The following is a 17,004-nucleotide window of genomic DNA, read 5'->3' as shown; positions in this document are numbered from 1 at the left end:
TTTTACACTTTTTTATTCCATACCGTGTCCGCCGCGTTTGCTGATAGTGCTGCTGCCCAAGCTTTTCAGGCCACGCAAGTGAGCTACCTGGAACGGGGCGACGTGGCCGGCCTGCTCCAGGCCTGCTACGCGCCCGATGCGCGGCTGCACACCTTTCAGTTTCGGGCAGACGGGCACGCGGCTATTGGCCAGGTGCTGCAAACCTACCTGAAGCGCCTCGGCCAGTTGGGAAGTCGCTCCATCGACAAGTTTATCACCGGCTCCGACTACATCTGGCTAGAACTGAGCATTCAGCAGCCCACAGGGGAAGAGCCCATCCGCGTGTACGAAGTAAAGTTTGTGCGTGAGGGAAAGATATACCTCCAACTCTTTGGCCTCAAACACGGCACACCGTGGCAGCCCGGCGACTTGGCCAACCTGCCCGTTCCGCCAGCCGACCCGACCACGCATGGCTTTCACCAGCGCTACCTGGAGTACCACCGCATGAGCGACGCCGACGGTCTGGCCGATGACTTTTTTACCGAGGATGCCCAACTGGTGACCGGGCAGGTGAATGTGACCGGCCGCCCGGCTATTCGCCAGCTCTTCACCGATTTGTTTGCCCGTGAATCCGGATTCAAGCCGGTATCGGTTGAAAACATCACCAGCGACGCCGATTACGTGTGGTTTGAAGCCACCGTGGCCAGCAGCCTGGGGATGCGCCAAGTGTATGACGTGATGCTGCGACCGGGAGGCGGGGCCGTGAGCCGGCAGCTCGTGGGCCAGCTAAGCGGTGTGCTGCCCACCGACGCCGCGTTTGGCGCCGCCAGCCGCCAGAACCACCATTGATTCAGAATTACCAAAGATTTTCACCTTTTTTTCCAAAACACCAAATTGTATGTCGACCACTCCCGAACAAAATAATGCGGTTTGCAGAGAATTTTTTGAATCAGCCTGGAATACCGGCAACGTGCGGGCTGACCTGGTGACAGCCGATGCGATGGACCACTCCTTCGTAGGCGGCAAAGCCAAGTCGGAGCCCGGCGTAGCGAGCTTCCAGGGCATTGTGGGCATGTTCCGGCACGCCATGCCCGACATTCACCTCACCATCCTCGATGAGATTTATGCCGCTGACAAAGTGGTGCACCGCTGGAGCCTGACCGGTACCGACACGGGCGGTGTGATGGGCATGCCGCCGAGCGGCAAAAGCCTGACCTTCACGGGTACGACCACGGCCCGCATGGCCGACGGCAAAATTGCCGAGCGCTGGGCCAATGTGGACGAACTGGGCCTGCTGCAGCAGCTGGGCGTGGTGCCTCCTCCTCCCGGCGCCTAAGCCGCCGTCCTCTTTCTCCCCCATCACATCCCGTTCACCCTCAGACCACACGCATGAGTCGCATCGACGAAAATAAGGAGGCCGTCCGCCGCTTCCTGGAAGAAATATGGTCGAAGGGCGACCAGGCCGCCATGGAAGAGGTGTTGGCACCCGATTTCCAGTTTATCCTCGCGTTTGCGCAGCTCGACGGGCGCGAAGCATACAAAAATCTGGTCATCAAGAACCACGAGATTTTTGCGGACCTCACGTACTCGCTGGCCTCGCTCGACGACGTGGTGGCCGACGAGCAAAAGGCCGCAGCCTTCTGGAGCATGTCGACCAGCAACCACCGAGGGACTTGGCGCAATGTGCCGGCCAGCGGCGAGGCCGTGGCCATCAAGGGCATGACCTTTTTCCGCTTCAACGAAGCCGGAAAGATGACCGAGGCCCGGGTGCAAAACGACGTGCTCAAGTTCATGCTCACCATCGGGGGGGTGAAAAAAATGTACGATATCTAACGCCAAACCCAAATAAGCTACTCTTATGGACCGCATCGAACAGAATACTTCCTACCTCCTCCGCTTTTTTGATGAAATCTGGAGCCAGGGCAACATGGAAACCGCCGACGAGATTTGCGACCCCAACTTTCAGTTCATTCTGGCTTTTGCGCACCTTGATGGGCTGGAGGCTTTCAAAGGGCTGGTGAAAAACAATCGCCGCATCTTCGAGAACCTTACCTACAAGACCACGCGCGACGACATCGTGACGACGGAACTGAAGGGCGCGGCGTTCTGGAACATGTCGACCACCAAGCACCAGGACACCTGGCGTAACGTGCCGGCCAGCGGCAACCCCGTTGCTATTAAAGGCATGACGTTTTTCCGCTTCAACGAAGAAGGAAAGCTCACCGAAGCACGGGTGCAAAACGACGTTATCAGCATGATGAAGCAGATTAACGGCATTACCATGCTGTACAACAGCTAGTCGAACAAAGGGTGTGCTGACTGCGGCACGATGTATTTTTTCAACCACATTACCTCATTTTTATGTCCATTGAAGCAAACAAGGCAGTCGTGCGGGCCTACGTCGACGCCATTCTCGTGAATCGTGATTTCAGCAAATTCACGGAGTTCACGGCTCCCGGCTTTTACATCGACCGCTCGGCGGTGCCCGAGGCCATCCAGGGTGCAGATGCGCTGCATTCGCAGATGGATATGCTCTACGGGGCATTTCCCGACCTGGAATTGAAAATTGTTGACATCGTGGCTGAGGGCGATAAAGTGGTGGTCCGCTTCCAGGCGCCTGGCACGCACCTGCATCCGTTTGGTGGCATCGAAGGCACCGGCCGCAAAGCGGTATGGAAAGGCCTGGTGATGTACCACGTGGTGGATGGCAAAATCACCGAAGCCTGGGCTAACTGGGACGACTGGGGGCTGATAAACCAGCTCAAGTAGTTCGCGCAGGCCTGCCGCTTATTTTTTCACTCGTAACGCCTGGTTCATCGTGGATACTCCTACGCTACAGAAGGTGCTAACCCGCCTGCCCAACCTGATTACGTTGTTCTTTTCGCTGACGCTGGTAACCGGATTCCGCTTGTTGAATGACCATTTTCATTGGAACACGGACCCTACTTTCGATACCAGCAACTGGCACGATGCGGTGGTGCTGGCGTCGTTTCTGGTGACCCTCACATTCATCATTACGGCGTGGCTGGGGTTCAGCGTCCTGATTGAGCGAGTGCCTTACGAGCACACTTTTAACCGGTTTTTGTTTGATACGGCCCGCATTGCCGCGTTGTTTCCCATCCTGATGTGGTCGCTGGTGGCCAGCAACCCGACGAAATTCCAGGTGTATGCCTTTGGGCTTTCCGGGTGGCACCTGCTCATGGCGTCGTGGTACATCTGGCCGATGCTGTTCGGCAACGGCTCGCGCACCGGCCAGCGCTCCGACCTTTCCAGCCACGCCATCATCAGCGCCATCTACCTGGCATTGGGCTTGGCATTTTACTTCATGGTGGCCAAAAACTGGGCTACTAATCCGCAGCCGGGCCTGCAATTTGGGCTGGTGCTGCTCACGCTGGCCGTGGTGGCCACCTGGTCGATAACCCGGCTGCTGAACCTGCAGCGCCGCCTGCAATCGGACTTCGCCTCAGCTCCGGTAGCCGCCGCTGCGGCCGCCCGCTAACCTTCACGTTCTACTTTCCCCTCTCATGACCAACGTCCCCAATACCCCCCTGGGCCAGATGTACCGCGAGCACATCCAACACATTCTGGACAAGAACATTGAAGCCCTGCTCGACCAGTACACCGACGACGCGCTGCTCATCAGCAGCTTCTCGAAGGAGCCCGTGATTTACAAGGGCCGGGAGCGCATTAAAGAGCACATGCAGGGCATTCTGGGCATCGATGGCCTGGAAACCGACATCGTGTTCTGGGCCGAAACCGAGGACCCGCAAACGCTCATGATTACCGAGCAGATTACGATGCACACCAAGGGAGGCGATGCCAACATGCGCTTCGCCGACAGCTGGGTGCTGCGCGATGGTCGCATTGCCATCCACTTCGCCGGCATGGTGCAGCACCCCGACGGCTCGCTGGCTTAATCCTTTCCTTCACTCCTGATAGTAACAAATCCGATGCTGACGCAAGAATCAATCTCCGAGATGGTGGCCGACTGGTACCGCAAGCTCGACGTGCACGTGCCGATGGTGGAGGTACTGCCCCTGCTGGCCGACAAAGAACTGGAAATGGTGTTTCCCGAAGCCACCATTTATGGCCACGCCGGCTTTGAGGGCTGGTTTCAGCGGGTTATCCGCATTTTCTTCGATGAGGTGCACACCGTGAAAAAAGCCGATGCCACCATCAACGGCGACACGGCTACCGTGGACGTGATAGTGCAGTGGGAAGCCAGCGTGTGGAACGCACCCGAAGCCAAGAGCAAGCGCATTGTGGCCGACGCCCTCCAGACCTGGGAGGTGAAGACGGGCCCGGCGGGCACCCCCATCATCACGAAATATGTGGTGGATGGCCTGGAGTATCACGAAGGTTCAGCCACCCTTTAATCCGGCGCAAGCCACGGCATCCCAATGGCAGATAACCAACGCCTGCAAGGCAAGAAAATCGGTGTTCTATTCGAAGCCGATTTCTTTGAGAACGAGATTTTCTACTACAAATACCGTTTTCCGGAAGAAGGAGCGGAGCTGCACTTCCTGAGCCGGCTCTGGAACCAGCCGCGCCTCACGTTCCTCGGCCACGAGTACCGCGCCCCCATGGAGTGCTGGGAAAGCTTCGAGAACATGAGCGACGAAGAACTGCGCAGCTACGACGCCATCATCGTGCCCTCGGGCATGGTGAGCGACCGCCTGCGCTACACCGACGACGTGGAGAAAATCCCGCCGGCCACGGAGTTCCTTAAGCGCGCTTTTGCCGAGAAATCCATTCTGAAAGGAATTATCTGCCACGGGCTGTGGCTCACGGCACCGGCAACGGAGCTGGTGAAAGGCCGCCGGCTGGTGTGCCACAACAACCTGATTGGCGATGCCAAGGCCTACGGAGCCGTTTACGTGAACGAAGACGTGGTGGTAGACGGCGATGACCTGGTGACGGGCCGTTCGGGGGGCCATGCCCACCTGTTCGCAAAGAAAATTATCGAAATCCTGGCTGAGCGCTAGGCCCTGATTCTTATGGCAGCAAACGTCCTTTTTTCGCACGTCGCACTTTCGTGTGCCGACCTGGCCCGCACCGAGCAGTTCTACTCCCAGTACTTTGGCTTCCGCCGGGCGCGGACCATTCCGCTGGGGGAGGGCAACGAAATCGTCTTTCTGAAAAACAGCCATTCCGTGTACCTGGAGCTGTTCCGGGCCGATGCGGAGCGGCCTGCTGGCCTGCCTCGCTTTGAGGGCGACGGGCCCCACTACACCGGTATTCGGCACCTGGCTTTCCAGGTTGACAGCGTGGACGACACCTTAGCGGCGCTGGGTAATGCCGCCGACGTGACGTTGGGGCCGCTGGATTTTGATGCCTTTATTCCCGGCTGGCGCACGGTATGGGTTCGCGACCCCGACGGCAACATCGTCGAAATCAGCCAGGGCTATACCGACCAAGAGTAGTCCCTTGTTTTCTGCAAACATCCATTCTTCACATCATCCTCTTACCTTCTTTTCGTCAATGGAACCCACTACTCCCGCGTTGGTAACCGACCAACAACCCATCCCGCCGCACACGGCTTCGATGAAAATTGACTTCACGTTCTCGGACACCATCTCGGGCTACGTGGTGGAGTTTTCGCGCGAAGACCGTTCGTTCGTCATCGAAACGTCGGACGGCCGCCGCTACACCGAGAGCCTGACGGCCAGCACCTTTGCCCGCACCGTGCGCAACCTCGACGAGGGCTGGCAGGATGCTGGCGGCGTGATGCTGGAACTGCTCTCGACCAAGGGCCAGTACGTGCACACCTACGGCACGTTCTACCCGAGCGCCGATGGCGACGGCGAGCCCGCGTTTGAGGTGCAGTTCATGATTTTCCCGAGCACTACGCCCAAGGCGTACCGTCAGGAAGACCAGGATTGGTGGATTCGGCAAATCAGCTCCATTGCCACGAGCTACCTGAAATGGCAGTTCAACTACCCCGAGCAGCCCATTGACTACCACAACTACCGCACCATGCTGCACCTGGGCGGGGCCAAGCAGGGCGACTACCTGCAGGAAACCGACACCATCTCGCGCATGGTCTACGGTTTTGCGTCGGCCTACATGCTCACCGGCAAGGATGAGTACCTGGAAGGCGCCGAGAAAGGCACCAACTACCTGCGCGACCACATGCGCTTCTTCGACCAGGACGAGGACCTCGTGTACTGGTACCACGGCCTGAAAGTGGACGGCCAAAAAGAAACCAAGCTGCTGACCTCGGAATTCGGTGATGACTTCTATTCCATCCCGATGTACGAGCAGATTTATGCCCTGGCCGGCCCCACGCAGACCTTCCGCCTCACCGGCGACAAGCGCATTCTGTCGGACATCGAGAAGACCATCGACCTGTTCGAGAAGTACTACAAGGACGAAGAAGGCGGCGGCTACTTCTCCCACCTTGAGCCCATTGGCATGGACCCCCGCGCCGAGAGCCTGGCCCACAACCGCGCCCGCAAAAATTGGAACTCGGTGGGCGACCACGCGCCGGCTTACCTGGTGAACCTCTACCTGGCCACCGGCGAGGAGAAGTACGCCGACTTCCTGGAATACACCTTCGACACCATCACCAAATACTTCCCTGACTACGAAAATAGCCCCTTCGTGCAGGAGAAGTTCATGGAAGACTGGAGCAAGGACCAGAGCTGGGGCTGGCAGCAAAACCGCGCCGTAGTGGGCCACAACCTCAAGATTTCGTGGAACCTGATGCGGATGCAGTCGCTGCGCCCCAAGCAGGAATACATCGACTTCGCCCGCAAAATTGCCGACATCATGCCCGCAGCTGGCTCCGACCAGCAGCGCGGTGGCTGGTACGACGTGGTAGAGCGCGTGGACAAGCGCGGCAAGCACCACAAGTTTGTGTGGCACGACCGGAAGGCGTGGTGGCAGCAGGAGCAGGCCATCCTGGCCTACATGATTCTGCACGGCATTGAAGGCGACGCCGAGTACCTGAAGCAGGCCCGCGAAGCCGCTTCGTTCTACAACGCCTACTTCCTCGACAACGACGATGGCGGCGTGTACTTCAACGTGCTTTCGAACGGCATGCCCTACCTGCTGGGCACGGAGCGCTTCAAAGGCAGCCACTCGATGAGTGCTTACCACAGCACCGAGCTGTGTTTCCTCTCGACGGTGTACACCAACCTGCTCATCACCAAGGAGCCCACGTACTTCTATTTCAAGCCGTACCCCAACGCCTTTAAGGATAACCTGCTGTTGGTGTCGCCCGATATTCTGCCCAAAGGCAGCGTGCGCATTACGGAATGTTTCATCGACGACCAGCCCTACACCAACTTCGACGCCGACGCGCTGAGCGTGACGCTGCCCGACACCGACAAGCAGGTGCGGGTGAAAGTGCTGCTGACGCCGGTTAAATAATTTACCAATACCCCGCTTAACTCCTCTTGAGTATGAACGCAACATCCAGCACCGTCGATGGCATTACCGTGATTACGGCGGAAGGCAGCATCGACAGCAAAACGGCTTCCGCTTTTGAAAGTACGGCCATTGGGGCCGTGCAGGGCCAGAGCCAGGTCATCATCGACCTCACGAAAGTGGACTTCCTGTCGAGCGCCGGCCTGCGTGTGCTCTTAGTAGCGTACCGCCAGGTAAAAGCCAGAAACGGCAAGGTTGTGCTCGTGGGTACATCGGAAGAAATTCAGGATGTCATGAGCGACACGGGCTTCCTCGGCTACTTCGTCACGGTAGATACCCTGGCCGAAGGGCTGGCTACCCTCAAAGCAGCCTAGTACGATGGCTACCAAACCCAAAAACGCAGCGGCGGCCGAGCCCCAGGCTCCCGCCGCTGCCAAGCCGGCCGCCAAGCCCCGCGCGTCCAAGGCGGCCCCCGCCGCTACGGATACGCCCCTGGTGTCGCCGGCCGCCAAAGCCAAGGCTAGCAAAGCCGCCAAAGCGCCTACTACCGTGATAGTAGCGCCCGAAACGGCCGTGGTCGGCATTGCCCAAACCGTGGCCGATACGTACTCTTCGGATACGCGCATCGACTATTACCCCACGCACGAGCACGAGGGCATTAAGTTTCGGCGCGGCCATGTGCTGCCCTTTGGGGCCACGTCCGTGACGGGTGGAGTGAATTTCAGCATCTATTCGGCTTCCGCTACCGACTGCACCCTGGTGCTGTTTGACCGAGGCGCCGAGCAGCCGTACGCCGAAATTCAGTTTCCCGATGAGTTCCGGGTGGGCAACGTGTACAGCATGATTGTGTTCGACCTCGATTTTGAGCGGCTCGAATACGGTTTCCGGATGGGTGGGCCTTACAACCCGGCTGCCGGCCACTGGTTCGACAAAACCAAGATTCTGAGCGACCCTTATGCCAAAGTAATTGGCGGGCGCAACGCCTGGATGGCGCCGCCCGACTGGGACAACGTGTACCCGTACCGCTCGCGCCTGGCCTTTGCCGACTTCGACTGGGAAAACGACCACCCGCTCGAAACGCCCATCGAAGACCTGATTGTGTACGAGATGCACGTGCGCGGCTTCACCCAGCACCCGTCGTCGGGCCTCAAAAACCGGGGTACGTTCAGCGCGCTCAAGGCCAAGATTCCTTACCTGAAGGAACTGGGCGTGAACTGCGTGGAGCTGCTGCCCATCTACGAGTTTGATGAGTGGGAAGGAACCAAGCCCAACCCCGTAACCGGCGAGCCACTGGTGAACTACTGGGGCTACAGCACGGTCAACTTCTTCTCGCCCAAAGCGGGCTACGCGGCCACCGGCAAGTACGGGATGCAGGTCGATGAGCTGAAAACGCTCATCAAGGAGCTGCACAAAAACGGCATCGAGGTGCTGCTCGACGTGGTGTTCAACCATACCGCCGAGGGCGACCACCGCGGCCACACCATCTCGTTCCGGGGCGTCGACAACAAGACGTACTACATGCTGACGCCGGAGGGCTACTACTTCAACTTCTCCGGCACCGGCAACACCCTGAACTGCAACCACCCCGTGGTGCGCAACATGGTGCTCGACTGCCTGCGCTACTGGGCATCGGAGTACCACATCGACGGCTTCCGCTTCGATTTGGCCGCTATTTTGGGCCGCGCCCAGGATGGCAGCCCGCTCAGCAACCCGCCGCTGCTGGAATCCCTCGCCTACGACCCCATTCTGGCCAAGTGCAAGCTCATTGCTGAGGCTTGGGACGCTGGTGGACTGTACCAGGTGGGCTCGTTTCCGAACTACGACCGGTGGGCCGAGTGGAACGGCAAGTTCCGCGACGACACCCGCCAGTTTCTGAAGGGCGACGAGGCCAAGGTGGGTCCCATGAAGGAGCGCATCATGGGCTCGCCCGACCTCTACAGCGAGCGGGGGCCCACGGCCAGCATCAACTTCATTACCTGCCACGACGGCTTTACCATGTACGACATGGTGGCCTACAACGAGAAGCACAACGAAGCCAACGGCGAAGACAACAACGACGGTGGCAACGACAACGACTCGTGGAACTGCGGCTGGGAAGGCGAAACCGATGACGAAGGCATCAATTTCCTGCGTCACAAGCAGATTAAGAATGCCCTGACCATGCTGCTCGTCAGCCAGGGCGTGCCCATGCTGCTGATGGGCGACGAAGTGGGCCGCACCCAGCGCGGCAACAACAACACCTATTGCCAGGACAACGACCTGAACTGGCTGAACTGGGACAACCTGAAGACCAACGCCGACCTCTTCAACTTTGCCAAGGAGATGACGCGCTTCCGGCGCAACCACCCGGTGCTGCGCAGCCCGGTGCACTTCCAGCACCGCGACTACGTGGGCAGCGGCTACCCCGACATCAGTTTCCACGGCACCCAGGCCTGGCACAGCGACAGCGACGCTTCGTCGCGCGCCTTCGCCTTCATGCTCTGCGGCGACCACGCCAAGCAGGGCATCGTGAAAGACAGCATGGTGTACGTGGCCCTGAACATGTACTGGGACGCGCTGGACTTTGAAATACCCGGCCTGTCGCACGACCGGCAGTGGCACGTGTTTGCCAACACGGCCCTGGCCGCGCCCGATGACATTCATGCCAATGGCACCGAAGTGCGGCTCGAAAACCAGCAAAACATCCTGGTTGGCCCGCGCAGCATTGTCGTGCTCATCGGCAAATAGGTTGTCAGTTGCTGGTTGTCAGTTGCCAGTTCGTGCACGAGTAGCCAGAACAAACGGATAACCTGCAACTGACAACTAACAACCAGCAACTGACATCTAATAATCATAACCCACTCAACACGCCCTCCTCATGAGCCTGACCATTACGGCGGAAGCCAAGAAAATTGCCAAAATCACCCTGACGGGCGAAGTGGATTCGCTGACTGCCCGCGAGTTTCAGAAAGAAATCGAGCGCATGGCGGCCGAAGCCCCCGATGAACTCATCCTGGTAGCCAAGGACCTGGATTTCATTTCCTCAGCTGGCTTGCGGGTGCTTATCTTCGCTAAGCAGAAACTGGGCACGCACCTGAACGTGTACGTGGTTGGCGCGCAGCCTTCCGTGGTGGAAACGATGGTAAAAACCGGGCTCGACAACAGCTTTAACATCGTCGACCACTACCTGTAGGCCTTCACTGCCTGCAATGTACTGAGGCAGTAGCCACCGCTTTCGTGGCGGTGGCTACTGCCTCAGTTTGCATAATACCCCCTTTTTGCATATCGGTTTTACTATTTTCAAAACGCATGGAACGCACGACGTTTCCCGGTACGCTCGACTCGCTGGAAGGCATCCGGCTGGTAGTGAAAGAGCAGGCCCAACAAGCCGGACTGGCCAAAAAGCCGACGTACGCCCTGTTGTTGGCGGTCGATGAGATTGCGACCAACATCATTACCCACGGCTACGACGAAAACGGCGGCTCCGGCCCCGTCGACGTGCTGATTTCGCACGCCGACGGCAAGCTCAGCGTGACGCTGGAAGACGACGCCGTGGCTTTCGACCCCCTGAAACACACGCTGCCCGACGAGCAATTCTTTGCGCAGCCGCTGGAAAACCGGCCCATCGGTGGCATGGGCATTCATTTGACTCTAAACGGAGTAGATGAATTCAAATATGAGTATGTGAACCATCGCAACCGCAATACCTTTATCATGAAAACGGAGCCTGCCAGCGCTCCGGCCTAATTGCTTTTTGTCGCTTGGGCAAGCGGGAGCGGCATGCCGCTCCCGCTTGCCCACCTAATTGTAGCTTGAAATGATTGACTCTTACAACAAAGTAGCCCATTCCAACCCGTTTCCGGGATTGCGGAGCTTTGATTTGGAAGATTCCAGTCTGTTTTTTGGGCGCGACAGTCAAATTGCCGAGCTCAAGCAGAAACTTGCTCGTTCGCGGTTTCTGGCCATCATTGGCTCCTCGGGCAGCGGCAAATCATCGGTAGTGAAAGCAGGGCTGATTCCGCAGCTCACGGCTAGCCAGGCCACCGGTGCCCAGCAGGAGTGGAAGGTGGCGTATTTCACACCGGAGGCCACGCCTATTCGCAATTTAGCCTTGGCGCTGCACCAAACGTTCAGCCTCCACAACCGGGCGTTTTCGGTGGCGTACCCGCCAGAGGAAATTGAGCGGCTGCTGCTGACTAGTCCCGCCACCGTAATTGAATGGTGTGCCGAAACCAATCTGCTCATTTTCATCGACCAGTTCGAAGAACTGTTCCGCTACCAGCAGGAGCAGCGCAGCCGTCGTGAGGTGGCCCAGTTCGTTAGCCTGCTGCTGAACTTCAGCCGCCACCCCAACTATCCGGTGTACGTGGTGCTAACCATGCGCTCCGACTACCTGGATGAATGCACCGATTACGAGGGCCTGACCGATGCCATCAACCACGGCTCGTACCTGCTGCCCAAGATGAACCGGGCCGAGATTGAGCAGGCCATCACGGCGCCCGTGGCCATCATGGGAGCCAGCATCTCGCCCAAACTCACGGCCCGCTTGCTGAGCGACATTGGCGACAAGGCCGACCACCTCCCCATTTTGCAGCACGCGCTGATGCGGACGTGGAATTACTGGCAGTTCAATCGCAAGCAGGGCCAGCCGCTCGATGAGGCCGACTACGAGGCCATCGGCACGATGGAAAAGGCCATTACGCAGCACGCGGAAGAGGTGTACGGCGACCTGCCCGACGAGAAAAGCCGGGTAGCTACTGAAAAGCTATTTAAGGCCCTGATTGTGCTGGGTGCCGGCAATACCGGTGTGATTCATCCGCTGCCGGTGCGCGAAATCAGCGAAATAGCGGGCGTAAATCCGGACCTTCTGGTAGATATACTGAACCGGTTTCGGGAGCCCGACATGGCGTTTCTGACGCCTTCGACTGCTACCCCCGCCACTGAGCAGCTTATTGTGGACATTGGCCACGAGCGGATTATGAACCTGTGGGAACGGTTGAGTGCCTGGGTGCGCGAGGAAACCGAATCGGCGCGGTTCTACAAGCAACTCAGCAACTCTGCCGCGCTTTACCACGATGGTAAATCGGGCATCTGGAACAACCCGGAATTGCAAATCGGCCTGAAGTGGCTGGCCGATAACCACCCCACGCAGGCGTGGGCCAACCGCTACGACCCCCACCTGGACCGCGCCGTCAACTTCCTGACTTATAGCAAAAAGCAATTCGATTTTGAGCTGGAAAGCAAAGAGTTGCGGCAGAAAAAAGAGTTGCGCCGCACGCGGGCCTTCGCCATTTTTCTGGGTATTGGCTCGCTGATTTCGCTGTTGTTCCTAATCATTTCGGCCGTGCTGCGCACCCAGGCTCAGCAGAGCGAGGACCAGGCTCTGGCCGAGAAAAAGAATGCACTGTTTGAGCGAAACCGGGCCGAAGCTCAGACCCGCGAAGCCATTACGCAGAAGAAAATTGCCGAGCAGCAGGAAATCATCACGGGGCAGCAAAAAGAGATGACCGAAGAGCAGCGCGTACTGGCCGTAGGGGCCCAGCGCGTGGCTGTAGAAAAGCAAAAAGAAGCGGAAGCGGCCCAGCAACGCGCCGAAAAAGCGCAGCAATACGCGGAGGAGCAGCGCCAGAATGCGCTGGCCGCCAGTGAACAAGCCGTGGCCGCCAGCAAAGATGCCCGCCGCCAGGAAGGCATTGCCAAAGGTGCCCAGAAAGATGCCGAAGACCAACGCTCCAAAGCCGTAACGGCGCAGGGCTACGCCGAGCAACAGCGCGGCAAAGCCATTGCCCGCACGGTAGCCATTCAGTCGTTCCAAATGACCGATAATGGCCAGGATGACTTGCCCGCGCTGTTGGCCGTCGAAGCTTACAATCTCAACCAGAAGAGTGGTGGCCAGGTTGATAACCCCGACGTATTCAATGCGTTGGCAAAGGCTTCCAAATCCAGGGGAGTGCTGCGGGGCCATGCCGATTATGTGCGCACGGTGGTGCAGGCGCCGGGCGCAGGCAGCACCCTGGCCTCGGGCAGCGACGATGGCACGGTGCGGCTGTGGTCGTATACCAACCTAACGCAACCAGCCGTGGTGCTGGGCACGCCCAATAAAAATGCCGACGGTATTCGGTCGTTGGCATTTGAGGATGAAGGGCATACCATAGCCGGCGGCAGCGAGAAAGGCCGGATTTACCTCTGGAATACCAGCACGCCTACTGCCATGCCGGTGGCGGTGGCGGGCCACAAAGTGCCGGTGCGGGCGCTGCTGAAAACCGCCGATGAGAAAATGCTGCTTTCGGTGAGCGGTGATGGAGAGTTGCGCAGCTGGCGGCTAAGTCCCGGCCGGCTCGATTCGGTGCAAAATGTACGTTCGGGACAGGCCATTTTCTGTGCTCAGCTCACGCCCGACAACCAGCGCTTGGTGTGTGGCTCCGACAATGGCCGAATACTGAGCTTTGACCTGGCTGACCTGAAGAAAAAGCCGGAAATTATTGAGCACCGCGAGTTCGGTGACCGGGTAACGGCCTTGGCTTTCAGCCCCGATGGCAAGCAGCTGGTGACCGGTAACTCGGCGGGCACGCTTTACGCCTGGGAGCTGACTAATAATGTGCCGGGCGATTTTGGGCAGGTGCTTTCGGGCCGGCATAATTCCAGTGTCAGCGACATTGCCTTCTCACCCAACGGGTTGCTGCTGGCCAGCTGTAGCCCCGACTGGACCATTCACATCTGGAACTACAGCAGCATTGCAACGCAGCAGCAGCCCATCATCCTCGCCGATTTTGGGGCTTGGGTAATGTCGGTGCGCTTTAGCAACGACAACAAGCGCATCATTGCCAGCGGAGCCGACAAAACGGTTCGCATCCGGGCCATCGACACGGCCGATTTGTACGCGGAACTGGTGAAGAAGCTGAAGCGCAACCTGAGTGTGGAAGAGTGGAATAAATACATCGGGAAGGACATTCAGTACGAAAAGCTCAAGCCCGAATAGTTGCGAAAGCAAGTAACCAGTTCTTATCATGAACAAGCTTTATACAGTTTTGACCGTGGTGGCGGTGCTGTGGCTGGGGCTGGCGGGGCCGGTACGGGCGCAGTGCGACGAAGCCGTGGCTATTCCAGAGGCTGAAAAGCTGTATGGCACCGGCAACTTCGACGACGTTTTTGGCCTGCTGAAGCCGTGCGTAGAAAACGGCTTCAGCGAAAGCGGCCGCATTCAGGGCTATAAGCTGTTGTCGATGACCTACCTGGCCATTGACTCGCTGGAGCAAAGCTCCCATGCCATTGCCCGGCTGTTGGTGCTGAACCCTAATTTCGAACCGGATTTTTCGTCCTCGCCGCGCTACAAGGCCTTGGTTACGTACGTGCGCAACACGCGCGACCAGGTGGTGCAGGTAACGTCGGTATCGAAGCGGGCGGAAAACATTCTCTACGCCCCGGCCACGGTCGTGGTGCTTACCAGCAAAGATTTCGAGCAGCGCGGCTACCAGACCATGGAGCAGATGCTGCACGACCTGCCGGGCTTCGATGTGATAAAGGGCAACGGCGTGGGCTATTCCAATTTTTACCAGCGTGGCTATCGCTCCACGTCGAATGACCGCACCCTGATTCTGATTGACGGCGTGGAGGAAAACGACCTGGTGTCGAACAGCGTGTTGCTCTCGCCGCAGTACGCGCTGTCGGATGTTGACCGGGTTGAAATCATCTACGGACCCGCTTCTACGCTGTACGGGGCCAATGCCTTTACGGGCGTTATCAACATCATTACCAAGAGTTTCCGAAGCCAGCTTGGCCCAACCCGGATGCTGGGCGTAACGGCCCAGACCCGGGCGGCCACGTACAACACGCGCTACTTGGACGGGGTGTTGTCGGCGCGTACACCGGATGTGGCCGTGTCCATCACGGGGCGGGTCTACCGGTCGTCGTCGCGCGACCTGTCGGAGTACCCCGAATGGAACTACCAGGCCCGCACCGCCGCCGACTATGGTACCTCGCTCGACATGACGGGTACCGACCCGGCCACTGGTGCCTACAAAGCCCAGCAGTACATTCAGAAAAACAGCCTCCTCACCCGCTTCCCCAACAGCAACCTGTTCACGGTTGACTACCTGCCCAATGTGACGCCGGCCACGGCTACGGCCATCCGCATCACGCCGCAGGGGGCCGCAAAGGCGGCAACGTTGGACAATAAGCTGTTTGGCAACAGTGTGAAAGGCAACCCGGTAGGATTCCAGAATGACAAGTTTGACTGGCTGATTCGGGGGAAAGTGGAATTTAAGGACCTGACCATTTCCTATCTGGAATGGCAGACCGACGAAGGGGCCACGCCGTGGTACACGAACCGCATGACGGTACCGGCCGGCAGCAACCCGCGCTGGATAACCCACGACCGGGCCTCTTCCATTACCTATGCCAAGCAATTCAGCAACAGGTTCCAGATTCTAAACCTGGCGTCTTTCCTGACTCACGAAATTGATGGAGCTACCAATCTGATGACCTATAATGGGTATTACAACAATAAATTCAGCTTTCTGGAACTAGCCCGGGATTCAGCAGCGCGGGCCATAACCACCTATCAATATCGGATTTCGACCCAACTGCGCAACGAATTGCGCCTGTTCTGGTCGCCCCTCGAAAACCTGGACCTGAACGGCGGCTTCGAGCTGCGCAGCGGTCTGATTCAGGGTAATTACGTCACGTCAGTTTCCGGCTTTGCCGACGAAACCGGCACGGTTTCAACCGCTTCGGCAGTATTAGGCGGCAATAACTTTCGTACCAGGGATTTGGGCTTTTACGGGCAGGCCACGTACCGGCCCATAAAGGCGCTGAAATTGGTTGCGGGAATTCGAATTGATAACAACAAAGTGCGCGATAACGGCGGCTATGGCACGGTAAGTAACCCCCGTCTTGCGGCAGTCTATAGCCTGGGTAAATTTGTGCTCAAAGGCATTTATGCCCAGGCCTTTAAGGATGCTTCCTTCCTGCAGAAATACGGCACCACCACTGCCCGGGCCTTGGCCAATCCGACCCTGGAGCCGGAGCGCGTGCGCAATTTCGAAGGCAGTATTTATTTCCAGGCAACCCAGCAGCTATCGGCCGCTATTGTTGCCTACCATTCCAGCTACAACAATGCCGTGGGTACAGCCCAGGCTTTCCTGCCCAACGGCACACCTACCCAACAGTTTCAGCCCTTGGGTAGCCGGCGCATCTGGGGTTTGCAGGCCGAAGGCGGCTACAAGGCCACTCAGCTTAATATCTGGTGGAATGCTACTTACACCAATCCCATCGATTCGCCCACTGGCCTGCGCATCAGCGACATTGCAGATTACACGGCCAATGCCGGGGCCGACTACCAGTGGCATAAGCTGAGCCTGTACCTGTCGGGCAACTTGGTGGGCGCCCGTAAGACCGGGGCTGGCACTTCGGGTAGCAACAACCCCCAGCAGAACTTCGACCCCTTCCTGATTTTGAATTCCAATTTGACCCTGCACAACGTCATCAATGGCCTGTCCCTTCAGGCTTCGGTCAACAACCTGCTGGATAAGGAATACTTTGTGCCCGGCATTCGGGAAGCCGATAACATCCTGATTGCCTCGCGCTTCCCGCAAGACCGTCGTTTCATATCCCTGGGCGCCTACTACACTTTTCCTACCATTGGCCAGAAGTAAGAGGCTGTTCACGTCCGTCTTT

17 protein-coding genes are annotated in these 17,004 nt (G+C 58.2%); all 17 read left to right on the top strand.

Annotated features, from left to right (window positions below; all coding sequences use genetic code 11):
* The first annotated feature begins 24 nt into the window (after positions 1-24).
* Positions 25-828 carry a nuclear transport factor 2 family protein gene (locus JKL48_RS09995; protein WP_201981961.1) on the top strand — a complete coding sequence of 268 codons (804 nt, stop codon included), beginning with the start codon at positions 25-27 and terminating at the stop codon, positions 826-828.
* A 49-nt stretch (positions 829-877) separates the two neighbouring features.
* Complete coding sequence (locus JKL48_RS09990; protein ID WP_201981959.1) at positions 878-1,315, top strand: ester cyclase; 438 nt, start codon at positions 878-880, stop codon at positions 1,313-1,315.
* A 53-nt stretch (positions 1,316-1,368) separates the two neighbouring features.
* Complete coding sequence (locus JKL48_RS09985; protein WP_201981956.1) at positions 1,369-1,812, top strand: ester cyclase; 444 nt, start codon at positions 1,369-1,371, stop codon at positions 1,810-1,812.
* Between the two features lie 25 nt (positions 1,813-1,837).
* Positions 1,838-2,278 (top strand): ester cyclase, encoded by a 441-nt coding sequence (locus tag JKL48_RS09980; protein WP_201981953.1) that lies wholly within the window; start codon positions 1,838-1,840, stop codon positions 2,276-2,278.
* A gap of 62 nt (positions 2,279-2,340) precedes the next feature.
* Positions 2,341-2,748 carry an ester cyclase gene (locus JKL48_RS09975; protein WP_201981951.1) on the top strand — a complete coding sequence of 136 codons (408 nt, stop codon included), beginning with the start codon at positions 2,341-2,343 and terminating at the stop codon, positions 2,746-2,748.
* Positions 2,749-2,797: 49 nt separating this feature from the next.
* Positions 2,798-3,478 carry a hypothetical protein gene (locus tag JKL48_RS09970; RefSeq protein ID WP_201981950.1) on the top strand — a complete coding sequence of 227 codons (681 nt, stop codon included), beginning with the start codon at positions 2,798-2,800 and terminating at the stop codon, positions 3,476-3,478.
* A gap of 25 nt (positions 3,479-3,503) precedes the next feature.
* Complete coding sequence (locus JKL48_RS09965; RefSeq protein WP_201981948.1) at positions 3,504-3,896, top strand: nuclear transport factor 2 family protein; 393 nt, start codon at positions 3,504-3,506, stop codon at positions 3,894-3,896.
* 33 nt (positions 3,897-3,929) lie between these two features.
* Positions 3,930-4,355: a hypothetical protein gene (locus tag JKL48_RS09960; protein WP_201981946.1), complete on the top strand. Its 426-nt coding sequence runs from the start codon at positions 3,930-3,932 to the stop codon at positions 4,353-4,355.
* Positions 4,356-4,379: 24 nt separating this feature from the next.
* Entirely contained in the window at positions 4,380-4,964 is a 585-nt protein-coding gene (locus JKL48_RS09955; protein WP_201981943.1) for a DJ-1/PfpI family protein, read from the top strand.
* A 12-nt stretch (positions 4,965-4,976) separates the two neighbouring features.
* Complete coding sequence (locus JKL48_RS09950; protein WP_201981940.1) at positions 4,977-5,402, top strand: VOC family protein; 426 nt, start codon at positions 4,977-4,979, stop codon at positions 5,400-5,402.
* Positions 5,403-5,460: 58 nt separating this feature from the next.
* Positions 5,461-7,353, top strand: a complete 1,893-nt coding sequence (locus JKL48_RS09945; RefSeq protein ID WP_201981938.1) for an AGE family epimerase/isomerase — start codon at positions 5,461-5,463, stop codon at positions 7,351-7,353.
* A gap of 32 nt (positions 7,354-7,385) precedes the next feature.
* Positions 7,386-7,724, top strand: coding sequence for an STAS domain-containing protein (locus tag JKL48_RS09940; RefSeq protein ID WP_201981936.1), 339 nt, complete (start codon positions 7,386-7,388; stop codon positions 7,722-7,724).
* A 4-nt stretch (positions 7,725-7,728) separates the two neighbouring features.
* Positions 7,729-10,077 (top strand): glycogen debranching protein GlgX, encoded by a 2,349-nt coding sequence (gene glgX / locus JKL48_RS09935; RefSeq protein ID WP_201981934.1) that lies wholly within the window; start codon positions 7,729-7,731, stop codon positions 10,075-10,077.
* A gap of 130 nt (positions 10,078-10,207) precedes the next feature.
* Positions 10,208-10,522: an STAS domain-containing protein gene (locus tag JKL48_RS09930; RefSeq protein WP_201981933.1), complete on the top strand. Its 315-nt coding sequence runs from the start codon at positions 10,208-10,210 to the stop codon at positions 10,520-10,522.
* A gap of 116 nt (positions 10,523-10,638) precedes the next feature.
* Positions 10,639-11,076, top strand: coding sequence for an ATP-binding protein (locus JKL48_RS09925; RefSeq protein WP_201981931.1), 438 nt, complete (start codon positions 10,639-10,641; stop codon positions 11,074-11,076).
* Between the two features lie 70 nt (positions 11,077-11,146).
* The gene (locus tag JKL48_RS09920; protein ID WP_201981929.1) at positions 11,147-14,308 is read left to right on the top strand and encodes an nSTAND1 domain-containing NTPase; all 3,162 of its coding nucleotides are present in this window, start codon (positions 11,147-11,149) and stop codon (positions 14,306-14,308) included.
* 28 nt (positions 14,309-14,336) lie between these two features.
* Complete coding sequence (locus JKL48_RS09915; protein WP_201981925.1) at positions 14,337-16,982, top strand: TonB-dependent receptor plug domain-containing protein; 2,646 nt, start codon at positions 14,337-14,339, stop codon at positions 16,980-16,982.
* The last annotated feature ends 22 nt before the right edge of the window (positions 16,983-17,004 follow it).

The sequence above is a fragment of the Hymenobacter rubidus genome, from assembly GCF_016734815.1.
Taxonomy (GTDB): Bacteria; Bacteroidota; Bacteroidia; order Cytophagales; family Hymenobacteraceae; genus Hymenobacter; species Hymenobacter rubidus.
This window is presented reverse-complemented; position numbering and strand designations above follow the sequence as displayed.

Coding starts and splice junctions, on each gene's coding strand:
- JKL48_RS09990 (WP_201981959.1), top strand. CDS start 878: ATGTCGACCACTCCCGAACAAAATAATGCGGTTTGCAGAGAATTTTTT.
- JKL48_RS09985 (WP_201981956.1), top strand. CDS start 1,369: ATGAGTCGCATCGACGAAAATAAGGAGGCCGTCCGCCGCTTCCTGGAA.
- JKL48_RS09980 (WP_201981953.1), top strand. CDS start 1,838: ATGGACCGCATCGAACAGAATACTTCCTACCTCCTCCGCTTTTTTGAT.
- JKL48_RS09975 (WP_201981951.1), top strand. CDS start 2,341: ATGTCCATTGAAGCAAACAAGGCAGTCGTGCGGGCCTACGTCGACGCC.
- JKL48_RS09965 (WP_201981948.1), top strand. CDS start 3,504: ATGACCAACGTCCCCAATACCCCCCTGGGCCAGATGTACCGCGAGCAC.
- JKL48_RS09960 (WP_201981946.1), top strand. CDS start 3,930: ATGCTGACGCAAGAATCAATCTCCGAGATGGTGGCCGACTGGTACCGC.
- JKL48_RS09955 (WP_201981943.1), top strand. CDS start 4,380: ATGGCAGATAACCAACGCCTGCAAGGCAAGAAAATCGGTGTTCTATTC.
- JKL48_RS09950 (WP_201981940.1), top strand. CDS start 4,977: ATGGCAGCAAACGTCCTTTTTTCGCACGTCGCACTTTCGTGTGCCGAC.
- JKL48_RS09945 (WP_201981938.1), top strand. CDS start 5,461: ATGGAACCCACTACTCCCGCGTTGGTAACCGACCAACAACCCATCCCG.
- JKL48_RS09940 (WP_201981936.1), top strand. CDS start 7,386: ATGAACGCAACATCCAGCACCGTCGATGGCATTACCGTGATTACGGCG.
- glgX (WP_201981934.1), top strand. CDS start 7,729: ATGGCTACCAAACCCAAAAACGCAGCGGCGGCCGAGCCCCAGGCTCCC.
- JKL48_RS09930 (WP_201981933.1), top strand. CDS start 10,208: ATGAGCCTGACCATTACGGCGGAAGCCAAGAAAATTGCCAAAATCACC.
- JKL48_RS09925 (WP_201981931.1), top strand. CDS start 10,639: ATGGAACGCACGACGTTTCCCGGTACGCTCGACTCGCTGGAAGGCATC.
- JKL48_RS09920 (WP_201981929.1), top strand. CDS start 11,147: ATGATTGACTCTTACAACAAAGTAGCCCATTCCAACCCGTTTCCGGGA.
- JKL48_RS09915 (WP_201981925.1), top strand. CDS start 14,337: ATGAACAAGCTTTATACAGTTTTGACCGTGGTGGCGGTGCTGTGGCTG.